Genomic DNA, 18,035 nt, shown 5'->3' with positions numbered 1-18,035 from the left:
TTTCTATCGATTTACCGTACTTTTGTAGAATTATCTTTGCATAGAGATTGGTACAATGCAAGACCCAGTACTTTTCTCTAAGGCGAAAATATGTCAAAATTCTTGGCTAAGTTCACTCAAGCAACTGCGATCGCCCCAAAGGAAATAAAAAACTCCACGCCACTGGCAAGATGGAGTTTTAGGGCATTGAGAATGGGGAAATGGCACTAAGTTAAGCTGAATGGTAGACAGCGTATGGATTGCAGAGGGGCAGGAGTGCAGGGGTGCAGAGGGGAATTTCTAAATATCTGTTCATCTGCCTAAAACTTCTTCTTTCTCCCCTGCTGCCTCAACGATTGTCCCTTTTCTTGGTGCCATTCTTAACTGGCTCTTTGAAAATTCCAGTGCGGACGGCTTTTCCTTTCCAGGGCACTTCACGCGGCAGCCCGACTATTAACAGAAATAAGCTTCATCTTTAACTCCTTTTGGACTTCAAATCTGTGCCATACCGCCATCAACAAATAACTCAATGCCGTTCACAAAGCTGCTATCGTCTGAAGCGAGAAAGACAACGGCTTTGGCAATTTCATCGGGTTTGCCGACTCGTCCCAGTGGGATGGTGCTGGCTTGGCTGTCCACGAATTCTTGCAACTGCTGGTCATTCAGTCCCAAATGATCGTAACCAGGAGTCGGAACCACACCAGGACTAATGGCATTCACTCGGATCTTGCGTTCTTTGAGGTCGAGTATCCAATTCCGAGCAAATGATCTCACGGCGGCTTTGGTGGCGCTGTAAACACTGAATGCTGGCGTACCTTTTATAGAAGTAATCGAAGCATTCAGGATAATAGAAGCGCCCTCTGGTAACAGTGGCAGTGCCTTTTGTACGGTGAACAGCAAACCTTTAACGTTGATGTTGAATGTTTTGTCAAAGTGTTCCTCAGTGATTGCTCCAAGTGCGGCAATTTGTCCACCGCCAGCATTAGCAAAGATGATATCGAGGTGTCCTTGCTCTTGCTTAATGGTGGCAAACAGACGATCCAGGTCTGCCAGATTAGAAACATCACTCTGTACAGCCGTAACATTTTTACCAATAGCTTCTACAGCAGCATCCAGTTCGACTTGGCGACGACCCGTAATGTAGACATAGGCACCTTCAGCAACAAACTGTTTGGCAGTGGCAAGACCGATACCACTATTGCCACCTGTGATAAGGGCGATTTTTCCTTCTAGTTTTTTCATTATGTTAATTTGATGGGGATTCTAGATTTGTATGAACCATTGAAGTGTTATCGGTTCTGTTGCATCACATGAGAATAGCAGATTTAACCCTTCAGTCATTGTTGGATGAGTTAAAACGCGATCGCGCAAAACGGTATAGGGCATCTGAGCTTGCATTAACATCCCAGTCCCCAATCCCCAGTCATTCTTTCATCCAACGCTTTTGAAACTCGTTTTATCGGGACTGCCTTTCTTTGTCAATACTTATCTAGATTTTGCATAGTAGGATCTTCTAGATTATCTAGTTTGTCAGGATTGCTTGTTGAGTTGGAAGATTTGCGATCAAAACCAGCTACCTCTGCCAAAGTATAGAGGGGTCTGGCTTTAACTTCTTCGTAGATGCGTCCTATATATTCACCCAAGATGCCAACACTAACCAACTGGACAGATCCGAGAAAGAAAATTGCCATCAAAATAATCGTAAACCCGGTTAAAGGCGAATGAGGCACAAAAAGACGCCAATACAAGACTAATAGAGCCATCAAGATGGCCGCCGCCGCCGCTACTAACCCTAAGTAGGTTGATAATCGCAGTGGCACTATTGAAAAGGACACTAGACCATTAATAGCAAGAGCCAAGGATTTGCTAAAAGTATATTTAACTTCCCCAGCAAAGCGGGGGTCGCGCTCGAACCTAATTGCTGTTTGCTGAAAGCCAACCCAAGAACGTAGACCACGAATATAACGGGTACGTTCTGGCATAGAATTAAGAATATTTACAATCTGCCGATCCATTAAACAAAAATCGCCTGTATCAGTAGGAATCTCTACATCTGCCAACTTCTTAAGGAGGCGATAAAAGGAATAGGCAGTCAAACGCTTAAACCATCCTTCCTGAAGACGTTGAGTGCGTTGGGCGTAGACGACCTGATAGCCCTGTCGCCATTTTTCAACCATGTCGGGGATAAGTTCTGGTGGGTCTTGTAGGTCAGCATCTAGGATGACGATAACTTGACCCCGAACAAAATTAAGACCCGCTGTAACTGCAATTTGATGACCAAAGTTACGAGCAAAGCTCAAGTAGCAAATGCGCGGGTCTTTTTGATGGAGGTCTCGCAGTAATTGTAGGGAGCGATCGCGGCTACCATCATCGATCAAAATTAATTCGACAAGACCATCCAGCCGATTCATTACTGCGCTCAGTCTACGGTATAGTTCTGGAATAATTTCTTCTTCGTTATAAATTGGAACAATGAATGAATACTTTGGTAGCATCTAAAAATTTTGTTTAATTTTTGAACAGCCAAGCTGACAGACTGCTTGTGATCGCAAGGGTTTGGTTCTCAGTATACTTAGTAAAACTCAAGTTAGATTGTTATAATTTATTTATTCTTTGAGTTAATATCATCTGAAGAGTCTGATTCTTTAAGCCTTTCTACAGCTTTTTGAGGAAAAGTCCGACGATGGCGATACCAAGTAGACCCTGCTACCAGCGTTGCCGTTAAGCCTAAGGCAAGTACTAGCGGCAAGAAATCGCCTGTATTGACTGCTTTTAAACCAGAACTACCTAGTAGTACAAAAGGCAAGACACTTGGTACTGTTCCTAGTGTTGTACCTAAAACATAATCTTTAAAGCTGATCGAAGTCAGTCCTGCAACAAAGTTGACCAAGCCGTAGGGCATAATCGGTACTAGTCGGATGGCAAACATATAAAAAAGCCCTCCCCGACGCACCTCAGCATCCATAGCTTGCCAGCGTCCTGCTAGTCGTTTTGCCACTGTTTGGCGTCCAATAGTCCGAGTAAAAATAAAGGCAATTATTGCCGCAATCACTGCTCCAACACTAGTCCAGACAGTACCCAGCCAAGGGCCAAAAATTGCACCTCCAGTCAAATTTAGTACCGTTGAGGGCAAAACTAACATCGTTGCGACAACGTACAGGGCAATATAAATCACAGGTGCCCAAATACCAGAAGATTTTAGCAATGCTTGGATTTGGGCTGGTTCAATACCGCCAAGAAGATATACTGCTATACCAGTTGCAATTATGCAACTCAGTGTGAGTAGCAAGATACCAGCTTTCAAGTTCCACACTAGAACTTTACTCCTACTTTTTTGTAACTCAACCCAATCTTTCTCAAATTTAAATCCTTGTGGAAGCACTTTAGCGTAGCGGGGCGATCGCATCTCGTAGAGAAGCCCAATTCAAGTTCCTGTCTCTACATTCTTTTTCAGCAAATGTCTATAATATTAGATAGTTTTAGCCATGAGCGATCATAACCTTTATTCAGGCACAGACAAAGAAACTACAAGGAGCAAGGCTTCTATCGATCAAACCGAAGGTAAATACTTCAGAATCACAGAAAAATGTGAGTAATTAACACAAAACTTGTATTCTTCACGACAGCCATTGTTGCAACAAAAGTGTCATGATTATCAGAACTGCTCATGAAAAAGTCAATTTTGTGGGCAGTTATTCTTTATGAATCGTTAATCTATTACTGGCGTTTTAAATAATTTCCTGTAAAATACTGACTATAAACTACGGCAATTCGGTCGAGCTACCGTAGACTTTATCCTTACCCTGCCTGACACAGATGCAAATTCTTTGGTTTATTCCTACTGGATCTCATGATGGACGCTATTTAGGCACAAATATAGGCTCTCGTGTTGCTACACCTGATTATTTGCAGCAAATTGCCCAAGCTGTAGATAATTTAGGCTACACGGGCGCATTGTTACCCACAGGAAGTTCTTGTGAAGATGCTTGGATAACTGCCGCTGCTTTTATATCTGTCACCAAGCAGATGAAATTTCTGGTGGCAATTCGTCCAGGAATTACTTCCCCTGGTGCTGCTGCAAGAATGGCAGCAACATTTGACCGGATTTCTAAAGGAAGATTGTTGATTAATGTGGTGACAGGTGGAGATCCTGTACAACTGGCCGGTGATGGACTGCATCTTAGTCATGACGATCGCTATGATTTAACCGACGAATTTCTGACAGTTTGGCGGGGTATTATCAGCGGGGAAACAGTCGATTTTCAGGGAAAATACCTGGATATCAAAGGCGGTAAACTCTTATTCCCACCAGTACAAAAACCTTATCCACCTTTGTGGTTTGGCGGCTCATCTGCTGCTGCCAAGCGGGTTGCTGCTAAACATATAGATGTTTACCTGACTTGGGGCGAACCTCCGCAACAAGTGGCTCAAAAGATTGCCGAAGTCCGAAAATTAGCGGCTGAACAAGGTAGAACAGTCCGTTTTGGGATTCGCCTGCATGTAATTGTGCGAGAAACCGAGTCAGCTGCTTGGGATGCGGCCAATGAGCTAATTAAGTATGTGGATGAGGATGCGATCGCTAAAGCTCAAAAAGGCCTTGCTAGTTCTGACTCTGAAGGACAGCGGCGCATGAGCCAACTACATAGCGGTAGTAAAAAAACTTTAGAGATTAGCCCCAACCTGTGGACAGGAATTGGATTGGTGCGGGGTGGTGCTGGTACGGCCCTAGTTGGAGACCCCGACACCGTTGCCGCGAGGATGCTGGAATATCGCAATTTGGGGATAGAAACTTTCGTTTTCTCTGGATATCCCCATTTAGAAGAAGCGTATCGTACCGCTGAATTATTATTTCCACGTCTACCTTTGCAGAACGAACCTGCACCTTTAACACCACCAGTTTTGAGTCCTGTTGGCGAAATCATCGCCAATGAAAAATTTTCTAAACAACTAACGAGTGCTTCATGATGCCAATTTTAGATTTTGGATTTGGAACTTTGGATTAAGTAAAAACGCCAAATTTAAAGTCTAAAATCCGAAATTTGCTGCTTCTAGATTCATCCTTGTGGACAATCTAAAATCTAAAATACCAAATTCCATGACTATTACCCTTAAACGCACCAAAAGCAATAACAACAATCCAATATCCCTGAACGAATTGTGGGAAAATCAACAATTTCAGCAGATAGTTCCTTGGATTGTGCCTATTACCATATTAGTTCTTTGGGAACTTGCTTCCAGAACTGGTCTACTTTCAACCAGAATTTTACCAGCGCCAAGTGGTGTAATCGCTACAGCGATTAAACTAGGCTCAACTGGAGAACTGTTCCAAAATATAGGAATTAGTGCTGGACGGGCAATATCTGGTTTTATAGTTGGTGGCAGTATTGGCTTCGGTTTGGGATTACTCAATGGCTTTTCCCGCGTAGCAGAAAAGTTTTTGGATAGTTCCTTGCAAATGCTCCGTACCATCCCCAATTTGGCATTAATTCCCCTAGTGATTCTCTGGTTTGGTATTGGCGATCAAGCTAGATTATTTCTAGTGTCTATGGGGGTATTTTTCCCGTTATATCTCAATACATTTCATGGCATCCGTAGTGTTGATCCTGGATTGATTGAAATGGGAAAAGTCTATGGATTGAAAACACCACAACTTCTGTGGCAAATCATTTTTCCAGGAGCATTGTCTTCAATTCTTGTTGGCGTCCGTTTTTCCTTGGGGATTATGTGGCTGACACTAATTGTGGCAGAAACGATCGCGGCAGATTCCGGCCTTGGTTATATGGCAATGAATGCCCGTGAGTTTATGCAAACCGATGTTGTGGTTTTGAGTATTGTAATCTATGCACTACTGGGTAAATTAGCAGACACCGTTGCCAGAGGATTAGAAACAAAATTCTTGGCTTGGAACCCCAATTATCAAAAGTCATAAATGTAAGTAATTAAATTCCAATTGTTGTAAACAAGGAGGTTTTGCAAGTGAGTTCAAATGTACAGGGTACACAACTAAGTATTTTGGATTTGACGAAAGCTTTTGGCAAGAAAACTGTTTTAAACTCGTTCAATTTAGAAGTTGAAGCAGGTGAGTTTGTCGCTATTGTCGGACGAAGTGGTTGTGGTAAGAGTACCTTATTGCGTCTTGTGTCAGGATTAGATAAAGCAACTTCCGGCGGAATACTACTAGATGGAGAACCACTACGTAGACTCAGTGGTTCTGTAAGAGTGATGTTTCAAGACCCCCGTTTGTTACCGTGGAAGCGCGTTATCCAAAACGTAGGGTTAGGCTTGCAAGGTGATTGGCGTGAAAAAGCTTTGTGGGCACTCGATAAAGTCGGACTCAAAGATCGGGCTGATGAGTGGCCTCATGTTTTATCTGGTGGACAACGGCAACGGGTATCATTGGCAAGAGCATTAGTTAGTCAACCCCGTTTGTTATTGTTAGATGAACCTTTGGGAGCCTTGGATGCTTTAACTCGCTTAGAGATGCAGGGTTTGATTGAAAATCTGTGGCAAGAGCGGAGATTTACTGCCTTTTTGGTTACTCATGATGTGGAAGAGGCTGTGGCGTTGGGAGATCGAGTGATAGTGATTGATGAAGGACAGATTTCTGTAGATTTACCTGTGAGACTTTCACGGCCGCGAGACAGAAGTAGCGAAGTGTTTATCAATATCAGAGAAGCCGTTTTAGAGCGAGTCATGAGCAATGAAGGTTCTCAACCAAATAATCAATTGTTGCAGTTGAGTAGTTAAGATTTAGCGTTAGTTGATTAATAGAATGCTTGAGGTAGCTGCGGTAAATAGGCTACTTCGAGAAATAATTTTATCAATATAATATTATATGATTTGTAAAATATAATTTTTGATAAATAACCGCCCAGACGCAGAGAACGCAGAGAGAATAAAAAGAGATTTTGATGAATGATTTAAATTATAGTGTTGAAAAGGATTGTTAAATATCATGGTATGACTTTGGTTTTTAGGGACTTTATCTGTAATTAAAAATAATTATTAGAATTGGTGTTATTAGAAAATAGTAACTTTATTTTTTAGGAAAACAGAAGCAACTTATAGAAATAGTTCTATAAATATAAAAGAGGTTATCTACCATGAAACTGATATTACCGCTCGATCTCGTTGCTGACATTGAGCCTCATCTACCACCTGATACAGAGGTTGTCAGGGTAGATGTTGAAGGAAATTTAGACGGCGATGCAAGCGATGCTGAAGTTTATTTCAGTTGGTTTTTATCCAGAAGTCCGACGTTGCATAAAATAATAGAAGCAGCACCTAAATTACGTTGGCATCATGCACCAAATGCAGGGGTGAATCACATCCTGACACCAACTTATTTGAAGAGAGATATTATTCTCACAAATGGGGCGGGAGTACATGGAATTCCGATCGCAGAATTTGTAATTACTTATATACTGGCTCATGCCAAACACCTGCCAGAGTTATATGCTTTACAGGCGGAACGTCACTGGAAAAGAGGCTTTGCTATCGAAGAGTTGACAGATGCAACCTTGCTAATTCTTGGCGCTGGTGGTATCGGTCAAGAAATTGCCGCCCGTGCTAAACCCTTCGGCTTAAGAATTATTGGCAGTCGCCGTCATCCCCAAGAGTTACCCAATTTTGATAAAGTAGTGGGTGCTGATGAATGGCGATCGCTCCTACCAGAGGTTGATTATCTAGTTATTGCAACACCCCTAACTCCCGAAACCAAAGAATTTATTGATGAATCTGTATTGCGATCGCTACCAAATCATGCTTACCTAATTAATATTGCTCGCGGTGGCGTAGTTGATGAATCGGCATTAATCCAAGCGCTTACAGAAGCTTGGATTGCAGGTGCAGCATTAGATACAGTTAACTCTGAACCGTTACCACCAGAAAGTCCTTTGTGGTCACTTCCTAACATCTTTATCACACCCCATACTTCCGGGCATTCCCCAAAAAGTAAACAACGTTCAATAGCACTATTTATCGATAATCTCAAGCGTTACCAAGCTGGTCAACCGTTACGAAATGTAGTAGACAAAGAAGCAGGATATTAGGGACTGGGGATGGTTTTATTTTCAACCTCGAAATTTAGGTTGAGTTAAGCGTTCGAGTAGCGTTCCATAGGGAAGCTAAACCCAGTAAAGCAGCGTAAACGTTGGGTTTTGTCTCTCAATCAAATCTGCAATCAAGTCTAATTTGGGGTTTAAAAACACGCCCTAGAGACTGGGAATTAGTTTTCCTAAGAATACCCAGTCCCCAATCACTTTGAAAATCCAAAATGGAATCAGGAAGTAGCAAATGGTGAAACTAATCTTACCAGATCATTTAATTGCAGATATTGAGCCACACCTACCATCTAATATAGATGTTGTGGAGGTGGATAGTGAAGGTAATCTTGATGGTGATGCCAGTGATGCCGAAGTTTATGTCAACGGATTTTACCTAAAAACTTCTACCCTTGACAAAGTACTGACAGCAGCACCCGCACTACGTTGGCAACAGTCACCAAGCGCTGGCGTGAATCATATCCTCACACCAACTTTTTTGCAAAAGGATATTATTCTCACTAATGGCGCAGGGGTTCACGCAATCCCAATTGCAGAATTTGTATTAGCATTCATGCTGTATCACGCCAAGAATCTGCGAAAATTGCAAACTTTGCAGGATGAACACACTTGGGTAAGAGGAGTATTTCTCGAAGAGTTGGCAGACGCAACTTTATTAATTCTCGGCACTGGGAATATTGGTCAAGCGATCGCATCTCGTGCTAAAGCCTTTGGAGTCACAGTTTGGGGTAGTCGCCGCCATCCCGAACCCCTACCGAATTTTGACAAGGTTGTGGGTACTGATGAGTGGCGATCGCTTCTCCCGAAAGCAGACTATGTAGTTCTTGCTACACCATTAACTCCAGAAACTAAAGGTTTGATTGACGAAGCTGCATTGCGCTCTATGCGTCAGTCTGCTTATCTAATTAATATTGCTCGTGGTGAAATAGTAGATGAAGCTGCATTAATCACCGCATTACGTGAAGGATGGATTGCTGGCGCTGGATTAGACACAGTTGCAACCGAACCTCTGCCATCGGAAAGTCCCTTATGGTCGCTACCGAACGCCTTTATCACACCCCATTGTTCAGCCTTATCGCCACGTCTAAGAGGACGCATAGCACAACTGTTTATCGACAATCTCAAACGCTACCAAACCGGTCAGCCTTTGCGGAATGTTGTAGATAAGCAAGCTGGATACTAAATATTGGGCATTGAAAAGAGGCAGAGGGGCAGAGGGGCAGGGTGCGGGGGGCGGAGGGAAAAATTCTTCTCCCCTGCTCCCTGCCCCCTGCCCTTACACGTCCCCAGTCCCCATATCACTTAACTTTCAGCACCGACTTCCCTAAAGATTGGCAAATAACATCATTTTGCGGTGTATGGATACGGCTGCACAAAACGTCACGGTAGTGTCGCTCTAAAGGATTTCTCTTTAATAGACCAGGATTACCAGTTAATTCTAAGGCAATCTCCACGGCACGAATTGAGTTAGTTGTGGTGAGATATTTAACAGATTGTGCTTGTAATCCGATGTTCGGCTCATACTCGCCCTTGTCAATATCTTCAGCCAAACTATAAATCAATCTATTGTTAGCAAACAAGAGTGCTTCTATTTCACCTACAGCAGTTTGGAAGCGGGGCAAAGTTGCCAGTGGCTCTTTAAGATTAGAAGGCGATCGCTCCCAAAGATATTTAGTGAGCCAGTCTCGCGCATTAGTAGCCACACCGAGATATAAAGCACTTACTGTCAAACTACCCCAAGTGGAAATTAGCGGATCAAAGGATGGTGCAGTAGATATAGGACTGATACTGAGAGCATATTCTGAGGGAATTAATACATTCTCTAAAATGAGATCGTGGCTACCTGTAGCCCTCATCCCCAAGTGATCCCAGGTTTCGACAATTTGCAAACCTGGCAGATCGCGCGGAACCAGAAAACTTCCAACTTGTGGTTCATCCTCAGTTGTCCGTGCCCAAACAACAAAGTAACTGAGAATGGGACTGCCCGTGGTGTACTGCTTATGTCCTGTTAAACGCCAGCCTTCTGTTGTTGGTTCGGCAATTGTCGCAGGTAATCCGCCTCTAGCTGGGGTTCCTAACTCTGGTTCAACACGGGCAGCATTCAGCAGGGCAATACCTTCGATCGATTCACGACACAGCTGCTTATATACTTCTGGATGCCAGCGACGGCTACGGGACGCATGGGCATGTTGAAGGTAGTGCATTGTCAGTACTAATGCGGTGGAAGCATCACCACGCGCTATCCCTTCAATCACTCGGCAGATAGCTGGCAGCCCCAAATCCTGACCACCGAATTCACGCGGGATGGTCAGGCTAAGTAATCCTGCTTCATGCAAAGCAGTAAAATTCTCGAAGGGAAAGGAACCATCTTTGTCATGTACCCCTGCACGGGTGGCAAAGTCCTTGGCTAGAGCCTCAACTCGCTCGAAAATATTGGGGAGAGTTTCTAAGCCTTTGGCTACAAAGGTGTCTGGCACTGCTTGCTTCAACTGTGACATAAATACTCCTTTAAAACTCACTTTACTACTACTGAATCTCATCCCACAAAAAGTTGATGTTTCTGCAAACTTGTAGATGCTTCCATCGAAGTTAAGCGATCGCAACTACTTGTAGTCTAAATCCTGCTTTCTTTTGTTCATCTCGATCTCAAGTTTTTTGGCGATCGCTAACAATACTACTTAAAATCGGTCGTATTTTAGTAGATATAAGCTTCGTAAGTATGACATAAACAGTTTCCACAGAGCAAGCCAACAAGAAGATTCTGCGATCGCTCCACACCTGAACAAATCATTAGTAGTCCGTCAAGCTAACGATGGTGCTTTTGTTTTCTGACCTAAACCCTTTCTCTGAAGGCGTCGCGGCAGGAGACAGATAGCAGTATTACTCTTGCCTCTCTTGTTTAAACCAACCTCTATGATAAAAAACTCCACCCACAAGGGGATGGAGTTTTTAGTCATTAGTACCAATGACCAATGACAAATGACTAAAGCGGCGGAGCGGCTATCCCTTTCCACCTATTTGCGGGATGGAGTTTCCCGCCGCTTTCAAGGAATTTGGGCTGATGGGTTAGCTCACCGATCAATTTGCTAACAGTTTCGTTAAAATTTATGTGATAATACTTACTTTTAATTCCTATATATTGATATTTTTTACATTTATTTTATAATTCCTGTCTGTAAAGTAGCTAAACTTTATACTTTACAAGATATTAGACATCTTCACTAATTGCTTAGGAAAACATCCTATCCAACTTCACGATTACTTGAATGAAATGTCGTTAGTTATACCATTGTAGTAGCAGTCTACATGATTGATATTAGAGAAGTAGTTTAAAAACATAGCTTGTCTACTAATACATGAATAAAAAATGGGCTGCTAAACGACTTACCATAAACCTTACCTCAAGCGAGGCACAGAAGCTCGAACAATACTGTTCAATAACGGGGAGACCTGCGACTGATGTAATTCGGGAGTTGATTCGCTCTCTTTCTTCTAAAGAGGAAAAAGCTTCTGAACTCTCGTAAATCAGACTGTACAAAAAATAAAACCAGGGTAAGTACATCTATCTCAATTTGTGAATGAAATATAGTGCTTAACAGTTATCAGCTAGCAGTGAATCCTCATAGCTAAAGTTAGAGGATTTAAATAAAAACACTCTCTTACAAAGTTCAGAGTGGAGAAAGTCTCCACTCTGACTTTTGCCTATTGGACGTGCTAATCGCAGTTTTTTGGAGCCTGCCCTGGCGAATAGAATTCGCGGCTATAACAAACAAAACCCACCTCCGTAGGTTTCAAATTTGCAAAAAACTGGGATGCTCCCAGGAATCCTCGACTCAGTGAAGCGGTTTTAAGGCAATAATAACTGAATAACAAAGCTGTGGATTCTTCTGTAATTTACCAACCTTGGCTTTAAGGATGAGAGGGATATACTCAAATGTATGCAATCTCGTTTAACGAATTATGACAATACTATCTTTGGGAACTTGAGATCAGCGATACACTGAGGAAAATTCCTTGAGGAAGCGTTGATGGCACGAGCAAACGGGGTTACAAGTGAAACGTCTGTAGAGGAATTGCCTACAGTTTCAGACAAAGACACGGCAACAATTGAAAATTCGCCTGAACCACTAGAAGATGCCCAGGATATTGACGATATATTGAACTCACTAAAAACTTTACTCAGTACCCTAGAAAAACTCCAAAAAGTCCGGCAGGAAGTGGGTGATATCAAACCATTGATTGGGCGGATGCTGGATGGAGAACTGGTAGCTGGTGAAGAACTTGAGCAACTCAAGGCAGGTGTGAGCAGTCTTTCTCGGCTTGTTCGTGCTTATAACGACCATCAAGTAGCGTTGGCGAAAGCACAACCTGCTAGAAACTTGTTAGATCAAGTCTTGAAAGAGCGTAAAGTGAGTTGAGTTGGATTGGAGATGGTGGGGCCCCCTCTGGGGATAAGGGGTAATGGGGGTTGGGAACTAGGAATTGGGGAAAAAATACTTTGGATATTTGCTTGGAATCCCAATCTCCACTTAAATCTTAGGAGTTTACAGTCCCCAAATTAAGAAGCGATCGCACTTTTTTGAGAGAATGCGATCGCTGTAAACTGAAGGTGTAACTCAAACTTGCGGCTATCCCCATGAAGTCTTTACAAGACTACACCACAGCAATTTCTAAGAACATTTATTTAAAGTGCTAATTAAATAATTCGTAATGGGCTACGCCTTGCTACGCTAACGTAATTCGTAATTAAGTAATGATTAACGTTGCACCCGCCATTGTAATATTAGGTCAAAATAGCGTGATAGTAGCACGCAAAATAATCACAGTGCTACCAGGGGCGACACTATACGGTCTAGAGGGTCGCACATCTGGAGTTGATATCAGCTTTACTAACTTTGGCGAGACGTTGCGCGAGTTATTTGCCCAAGGAAGGCCGCTGATTGGTATTTGTGCCGCCGGCATCTTAATTAGGACGTTAGCTCCGCTACTTTCAGATAAACGACAGGAACCACCAGTGCTAGCTGTGGCTGAAGATGGTAGCGCTGTTGTCCCCCTATTGGGTGGACTTGGTGGGGTAAATGATTTGGCACGCCGCATTGCTGAAGCGTTGGATGTCAAACCTGCAATTACGACCACAGGCGATTTACGTTTGGGCACAACGCTGTTATCTCCTCCCCCTGGATACCATTTAGCGAACCCAGACGACGCTAAAAAATTTATCTCAGATTTGCTAGCTGGGGCACAAGTCAAGCTAGAAGGAATAGCGCCTTGGTTGAGCAATAGTAAATTGCCCATAGATCCACAGGGAGATTTGACCATTCAAGTTACAGAACGTTTGGTAACTCCCACAGCCAACAGTCTTATCTACCACCCAGCAACGATCGCGATCGCAATTAGTGACATCATTGATGATGCAGTAGCTTTAGTCCAACAGCTACTAGCTGATGCCAAACTAGAAAAAGCATCAGTCGCCGGCATGTTTGCACCCATCGCTATCGCCGCCGATCCCACAATCCACGCCGTCGCTAGCGCCTTGGGAGTACCTGTCCGCTTTTTTACCCAAAATCAGCTAGAAAGTCTACTTTCACAAGGTTATAGCCCCGCCCAAGCGGCAGCGATCGCCGCTACAGGTACATCTCCCTTATCTTCCCCTTCTCCTAACATTGCGATCGCTATTGCCCCGCAACCAATTGACCCCAACACCATCGGTCAGCCACGCGGACGGTTAGCGATTATTGGCACGGGCCCTGGTGGGGAGCAATGGATGTCTCCAGAAGTCAAGGAGATACTCAAATCGGCAACTGACCTTGTGGGTTATAAAACGTATTTAGATTTAGTTGGTTCTCTGGCTGATGGCAAAGAACGGCATGAATCTGACAACCGCGAAGAAGAAGGACGGGCAAAGATGGCTCTTGATTTGGCCGCATCTGGGCGATATGTAGCTGTAGTTTCGTCTGGCGACCCCGGTATCTATGCAATGGCAACAGCAGTTTTTGAGGTATGCGGTCGCGATCATAAACCTGAATGGGAAAGTATTGACATTCATGTAGCTCCAGGCATCTCTGCAATGCAGGCAGCAGCAGCAGCCATTGGTGCGCCCCTGGGGCATGACTTCTGTGCTATTTCCCTCTCTGATATCTTGAAACCTTGGTCTGCAATCGCACAACGAATTACCGCTGCTGCTGAGGCTGATTTTGTGATTGCTTTCTACAATCCTGTTTCCAAAGAGCGTACCTGGCAACTAGCAGAAGCGAGAAATATTTTGCTGCAACATCGCACACCAGATACACCAGTAGTATTAGCACGGAATCTCGGTAGACCAGGACAGACGGTAAAAGCGATCGCACTTGACCAGTTAACACCAGCAAGCGCTGATATGCGGACAATTATTCTCGTTGGTTCTACAAAAACCAGAACCATCAAGCGCAGCGATGGTAGCATCTGGGTTTATACACCGCGTCGCTATACCTAACAGCCAGTAGGGAACAAGGTTGAAACTCTTTCGATCGGCTAAAAAACTCTAATTTGCATAATCGAATTAAACATAACTCTTGTGCGGTGGGCATCTTGCCCGCCCAGGTTATGCAATTTAAATATGGAACATTTTATATGGCTTTGTGCTTAAAATTTGTACCTCACTTACCTGCAATCTGGTGTAACTAGATATTTTTGCCTAATTATCAACAGTAAATATCTCAAAGTCTTATTTTATCGTACAGACTAGCTAATTTAAGATGATTGCATTTACGGGCTACAGTCTAGTCACACAATGGCTTTGACTGTTTTCGGAGATGTCTAATGCTTAACGCCTAATTTTCTACTCCCCACTCCCTATTTTATTGATACCGGTTGACCAACTCAGGACAATCTCAGTCCCCTCCCCTGGATAGCTTGACAAATGAAAAATAGCGCCGATGGATTTAGCCCGTTCTTTCATAATTGCTATGCCCATAAGAGCCAAGATATAGCTTGTACACAGCAAGCAGGTTAACCCAAACCAGAAATGCAGTGCAGATTTTAATCGCGCAGAAGCAATTAGCAAGTGTAATAGACCAACATATAGGCAAATGCCAGCAAATATACCCAAAAGGCTTGAAATAATAGTCATTACCTAATTTCATAAGAAACTTGTTTTATAGATAACGCAGTAATTTCACCGTAGTTTACTGCTACTCACGCAGATGAATGTTGATTCTGCAAATCAGAAAACAGAACAAAATTATAGATATATAGGATCAATGACCTAGTGGATTATAGGTCATTGATCCTAGTCAAAAATAGGACAAGTATCCGATGCATTGATCAAGGCGATCGCTGTACAATCCATTACGCGAATGATTTAAGTAAAACTTTGGCAATGGCGGCAACGGAGACTTTGGCGGCGGTGGCTTCAGCTTTGGCTTTAACAATGGCGGCAATGGTGGCTACGGCGGTGGCGGTGCCCGGCTACTACAGTGGTAGTGCTGGCGGTGCTAGCGGCTACAAAGGTGGCGGCGGTGCTGGACTAGGAGGTGGTATCTTTGTCCGCAGTGGTTCTTTAACCCTCAACAACACCAGCTTTACCAACAACACGGCTACAGGCGGCACGGGTTTTCAAAATGGTCAAGGTTTAGGTGGGGGGATTTTCATCATGCAGTCCCTCACCAATCCCAACGGTAATAACCAGGGAATGCCTACGGTGCTTCCTACCGTCAATTCTGTAGGTAATCCTACCTTTAGTGGCAACAGTGCAGCAGATGATGCCGGAACAGCCACCAATAACGATAATGTTTACGGCACGATTAACGTCACTGCAACCAACCACCCCCCCGTCGCTAACCCCGACAGTGCCACCACTGCCAAAAATACTGCCGTTAGCATCTCGGCAAGTACCCTGTTAGCTAACGATACCGATCCCGACGGCAACCCCCTTAGCATCACTGGTGTCAGCAGTGTTACTAACGGTACTGCCGTCCTTAACAATAACGGCACAGCCAGCAACACGGCAGATGATTTCGTTCTCTTTACCCCAACTACTGGGTTCAGTGGCAATGGCAGCTTTAACTATACCGTCAGCGATGGCAATGGCGGCAGTGACATTGGTTTGGTAACAGTAGCAGTTGGGTCAAACCTCAACGGTACTAGTAATAATGATTTCCTTAACGGTACCGCAGGCAATGACATTATTAATGACTTTAATAGTCAAGATACGCTCTATGGTAATGGCGGTAACGACTCCCTCGACGGCGGCGATGGTGATGACAAACTCTATGGCGGTAACGGCAATGACAGCCTTTTGGGCGGTAGCGGTCAAGACACACTCTATGGCGACTTGGGTAATGACTCCCTGATTGGCGGCGATGGTGATGACAAACTCTATGGCGGTGACGGCAATGACAGCCTTTTGGGCGGTAACGGTCAAGACCTACTCGTTGGTGGTGCAGGTAATGATTTCCTCAAAGGCGACTTGGGTAATGATAGCCTGACTGGCGGGACTGGTAGCGATATCTTCGTTTTGGCAGCAGCAACAGATCGGGATACCTTTACCGACTTTAGTTTAGGTCAGAGCGATAAAATCGCCTTGGCTGGCGGTTTGACGTTCAATCAGTTAACTTTCTCTGGTAATGAAATTCGTCAAAACAATCAAACCCTAGCGGTGTTGACTGGGTTTAATACCACTACCCTCACATCTGCTGATTTCTTAACGGTGTAGGATTATAGCCTTTTTGGTTGATTGGTGATGCGATCGCATTTTCTTTTGATCTCAAACGCGATCGCCTTTTCGCCCATAAAGCGTATTTAATTCAAACGCGCTGAAAACAACAGGAATCACCCTATACCTAGTTGCGATCGCATCAAACGATATTACCGATTACCGAATTTTCTAATAACGTGCTGAAACCGTAGTACTTTATCAAGTTTAAATTCATGCGTAAGCAAGTTTTAGTTTTTGCTTTGCAGTAACCCCATGTCAACTTTAACTGTGCCCAAATTAGAGATTACCTGCTCACCGGACTTTGTACCTTGGCTGAAACCCAGTTTGTAAGCCTTGCCTTCACTACCTATCAAACAAATCGCCTGTTTTTTATCGGCTGTAATCAGCAAGGTAGAGTCGCAGCACACGAGCGGTTATTTGACAAACCAATGGGGATGTATGGGATAAATAACAGTCTGTTTGTTAGCACACGTTATCAAATTTGGCGTTTTGATAATTATCTGGCACCAGAGGAGATTTATCAACAAAGTGATTGCCTTTACATTCCCCGCACCGCCTACACCACTGGCGATCTCAATGTTCACGATGTCGTCTTAGACAAATCAGAAGAACTGCTATTTGTCAACACAGATTTTAGTTGCCTAGCCACCATCAGCAACGACTACAGTTTTGTTCCCCTGTGGCAACCGCCCTTTATCTCCAAATTGGTGGCAGAAGACCGTTGTCATCTCAACGGGTTAGCGATGCGTGACGGTGAACCAGCCTACGTCACCGCCTGTAGCAGCACGGACACCGCCGCTGGATGGCGCAATCACCGCGTCAAAGGTGGGGTTGTTATCGACGTGCAAACCAACGATATCATTGCCACCGGGTTATCCATGCCCCACTCACCGCGTTGGTATGGCGGTAAGTTGTGGCTACTCAATTCCGGCACGGGGGAGTTGGGGTATATCGAAGCTGGTCAATTTGTGCCGTTAACCTTCTGTCCTGGTTTTGGGCGGGGGTTGGCATTTTGGGACAAATATGCAGTGGTGGGTTTATCGAAACTCCGGGCGCGTCCCTTTAGTGGGTTAGCTTTAGAAACCAGATTGACACAAGAAAACAAAGTCGCCCAGTGCGGACTGATGGTGATTGACATGAGCAATGGCGAAATCGTCCATTGGCTGCGCTTCGATGGCGTAGTCGAAGAACTATTTGATGTAGTAGTGCTGCCTGGAGTACGTCAACCCAAAGCCTTGGGGTTACAAAGAGTTTTCATGCAAGCGAGTATTTGTTGAACATCGAATTCGTTCTGTAAA

Annotated in this window: 15 protein-coding genes; 10 read left to right on the top strand and 5 right to left on the bottom strand. The window is 44.0% G+C overall.

Translation table 11 applies throughout. The features are described from left to right. Nucleotides 1–471: 471 nt before the first annotated feature. The 4 genes from HWQ39_RS33010 to HWQ39_RS32995 form a co-directional block, all read right to left on the bottom strand. Nucleotides 472–1,221, bottom strand: a complete 750-nt coding sequence (locus HWQ39_RS33010) for an SDR family oxidoreductase (RefSeq protein ID WP_292854226.1) — start codon at nt 1,219–1,221, stop codon at nt 472–474. Between the two features lie 21 nt (nt 1,222–1,242). After that, nucleotides 1,243–1,377, bottom strand: coding sequence for a hypothetical protein (locus HWQ39_RS33005; RefSeq protein ID WP_292854224.1), 135 nt, complete (start codon nt 1,375–1,377; stop codon nt 1,243–1,245). Between the two features lie 80 nt (nt 1,378–1,457). Next, nucleotides 1,458–2,474, bottom strand: coding sequence for a glycosyltransferase family 2 protein (locus HWQ39_RS33000; protein WP_292854222.1), 1,017 nt, complete (start codon nt 2,472–2,474; stop codon nt 1,458–1,460). Nucleotides 2,475–2,581: 107 nt separating this feature from the next. Next, a complete protein-coding gene (locus HWQ39_RS32995) occupies nt 2,582–3,385 on the bottom strand; it encodes a TVP38/TMEM64 family protein (protein ID WP_292854220.1) in 804 nt (267 codons plus the stop codon). Nucleotides 3,386–3,795: 410 nt separating this feature from the next. Between HWQ39_RS32995 and ssuD the strand changes: the two genes are divergently transcribed. The 5 genes from ssuD (at nt 3,796) to HWQ39_RS32970 (ending at nt 9,225) form a co-directional block, all read left to right on the top strand. Continuing rightward, entirely contained in the window at nt 3,796–4,944 is a 1,149-nt protein-coding gene (ssuD, locus tag HWQ39_RS32990; RefSeq protein ID WP_292854218.1) for an FMNH2-dependent alkanesulfonate monooxygenase, read from the top strand. Between the two features lie 130 nt (nt 4,945–5,074). Then, a complete protein-coding gene (gene ssuC / locus HWQ39_RS32985) occupies nt 5,075–5,908 on the top strand; it encodes an aliphatic sulfonate ABC transporter permease SsuC (protein WP_292854216.1) in 834 nt (277 codons plus the stop codon). A 47-nt stretch (nt 5,909–5,955) separates the two neighbouring features. Further along, entirely contained in the window at nt 5,956–6,726 is a 771-nt protein-coding gene (locus HWQ39_RS32980; protein ID WP_292854215.1) for an ATP-binding cassette domain-containing protein, read from the top strand. Between the two features lie 356 nt (nt 6,727–7,082). Then, on the top strand, nt 7,083–8,030 hold the full coding sequence (locus tag HWQ39_RS32975; RefSeq protein WP_292854213.1) for a D-2-hydroxyacid dehydrogenase: 948 nt from the start codon (nt 7,083–7,085) through the stop codon (nt 8,028–8,030). 244 nt (nt 8,031–8,274) lie between these two features. Further along, nucleotides 8,275–9,225, top strand: coding sequence for a D-2-hydroxyacid dehydrogenase (locus tag HWQ39_RS32970; RefSeq protein WP_292854211.1), 951 nt, complete (start codon nt 8,275–8,277; stop codon nt 9,223–9,225). 115 nt (nt 9,226–9,340) lie between these two features. Here HWQ39_RS32970 and HWQ39_RS32965 read toward each other — a convergent pair whose 3' ends face one another. Further along, nucleotides 9,341–10,540 (bottom strand): acyl-CoA dehydrogenase family protein, encoded by a 1,200-nt coding sequence (locus tag HWQ39_RS32965; RefSeq protein WP_292854209.1) that lies wholly within the window; start codon nt 10,538–10,540, stop codon nt 9,341–9,343. A gap of 858 nt (nt 10,541–11,398) precedes the next feature. On the opposite strand from HWQ39_RS32965, the gene HWQ39_RS32960 reads away from it, so the two are divergent. From HWQ39_RS32960 to HWQ39_RS32940, 5 genes are all read left to right on the top strand, one after another. Further along, complete coding sequence (locus tag HWQ39_RS32960) at nt 11,399–11,566, top strand: CopG family transcriptional regulator (protein ID WP_179065628.1); 168 nt, start codon at nt 11,399–11,401, stop codon at nt 11,564–11,566. Between the two features lie 504 nt (nt 11,567–12,070). After that, nucleotides 12,071–12,460 (top strand): hypothetical protein, encoded by a 390-nt coding sequence (locus HWQ39_RS32955; RefSeq protein WP_292854206.1) that lies wholly within the window; start codon nt 12,071–12,073, stop codon nt 12,458–12,460. A 335-nt stretch (nt 12,461–12,795) separates the two neighbouring features. After that, on the top strand, nt 12,796–14,514 hold the full coding sequence (gene cobJ, locus HWQ39_RS32950; RefSeq protein ID WP_292854204.1) for a precorrin-3B C(17)-methyltransferase: 1,719 nt from the start codon (nt 12,796–12,798) through the stop codon (nt 14,512–14,514). Between the two features lie 789 nt (nt 14,515–15,303). Beyond that, nucleotides 15,304–16,734, top strand: coding sequence for an Ig-like domain-containing protein (locus HWQ39_RS32945; protein WP_292854202.1), 1,431 nt, complete (start codon nt 15,304–15,306; stop codon nt 16,732–16,734). Nucleotides 16,735–17,045: 311 nt separating this feature from the next. Further along, nucleotides 17,046–18,014: a TIGR03032 family protein gene (locus HWQ39_RS32940; protein WP_292854200.1), complete on the top strand. Its 969-nt coding sequence runs from the start codon at nt 17,046–17,048 to the stop codon at nt 18,012–18,014. Nucleotides 18,015–18,035: the final 21 nt, after the last annotated feature.

Origin of the sequence: Nostoc sp. NMS8 (genome assembly GCF_017115045.1) — a bacterium.
In the GTDB taxonomy this organism is placed as follows: domain Bacteria; phylum Cyanobacteriota; class Cyanobacteriia; order Cyanobacteriales; family Nostocaceae; genus Nostoc.
This window is presented reverse-complemented; position numbering and strand designations above follow the sequence as displayed.

Excerpts from the sequence above, each read along its gene's own strand:
- HWQ39_RS32965 (WP_292854209.1), bottom strand. The coding sequence starts at position 10,540 with ATGTCACAGTTGAAGCAAGCAGTGCCAGACACCTTTGTAGCCAAAGGC.
- cobJ (WP_292854204.1), top strand. The coding sequence starts at position 12,796 with ATGATTAACGTTGCACCCGCCATTGTAATATTAGGTCAAAATAGCGTG.
- HWQ39_RS33010 (WP_292854226.1), bottom strand. The coding sequence starts at position 1,221 with ATGAAAAAACTAGAAGGAAAAATCGCCCTTATCACAGGTGGCAATAGT.
- HWQ39_RS32960 (WP_179065628.1), top strand. The coding sequence starts at position 11,399 with ATGAATAAAAAATGGGCTGCTAAACGACTTACCATAAACCTTACCTCA.
- HWQ39_RS32995 (WP_292854220.1), bottom strand. The coding sequence starts at position 3,385 with ATGCGATCGCCCCGCTACGCTAAAGTGCTTCCACAAGGATTTAAATTT.
- ssuD (WP_292854218.1), top strand. The coding sequence starts at position 3,796 with ATGCAAATTCTTTGGTTTATTCCTACTGGATCTCATGATGGACGCTAT.
- HWQ39_RS33005 (WP_292854224.1), bottom strand. The coding sequence starts at position 1,377 with ATGCAAGCTCAGATGCCCTATACCGTTTTGCGCGATCGCGTTTTAACT.
- HWQ39_RS33000 (WP_292854222.1), bottom strand. The coding sequence starts at position 2,474 with ATGCTACCAAAGTATTCATTCATTGTTCCAATTTATAACGAAGAAGAA.
- HWQ39_RS32970 (WP_292854211.1), top strand. The coding sequence starts at position 8,275 with ATGGTGAAACTAATCTTACCAGATCATTTAATTGCAGATATTGAGCCA.
- HWQ39_RS32975 (WP_292854213.1), top strand. The coding sequence starts at position 7,083 with ATGAAACTGATATTACCGCTCGATCTCGTTGCTGACATTGAGCCTCAT.
- ssuC (WP_292854216.1), top strand. The coding sequence starts at position 5,075 with ATGACTATTACCCTTAAACGCACCAAAAGCAATAACAACAATCCAATA.
- HWQ39_RS32955 (WP_292854206.1), top strand. The coding sequence starts at position 12,071 with ATGGCACGAGCAAACGGGGTTACAAGTGAAACGTCTGTAGAGGAATTG.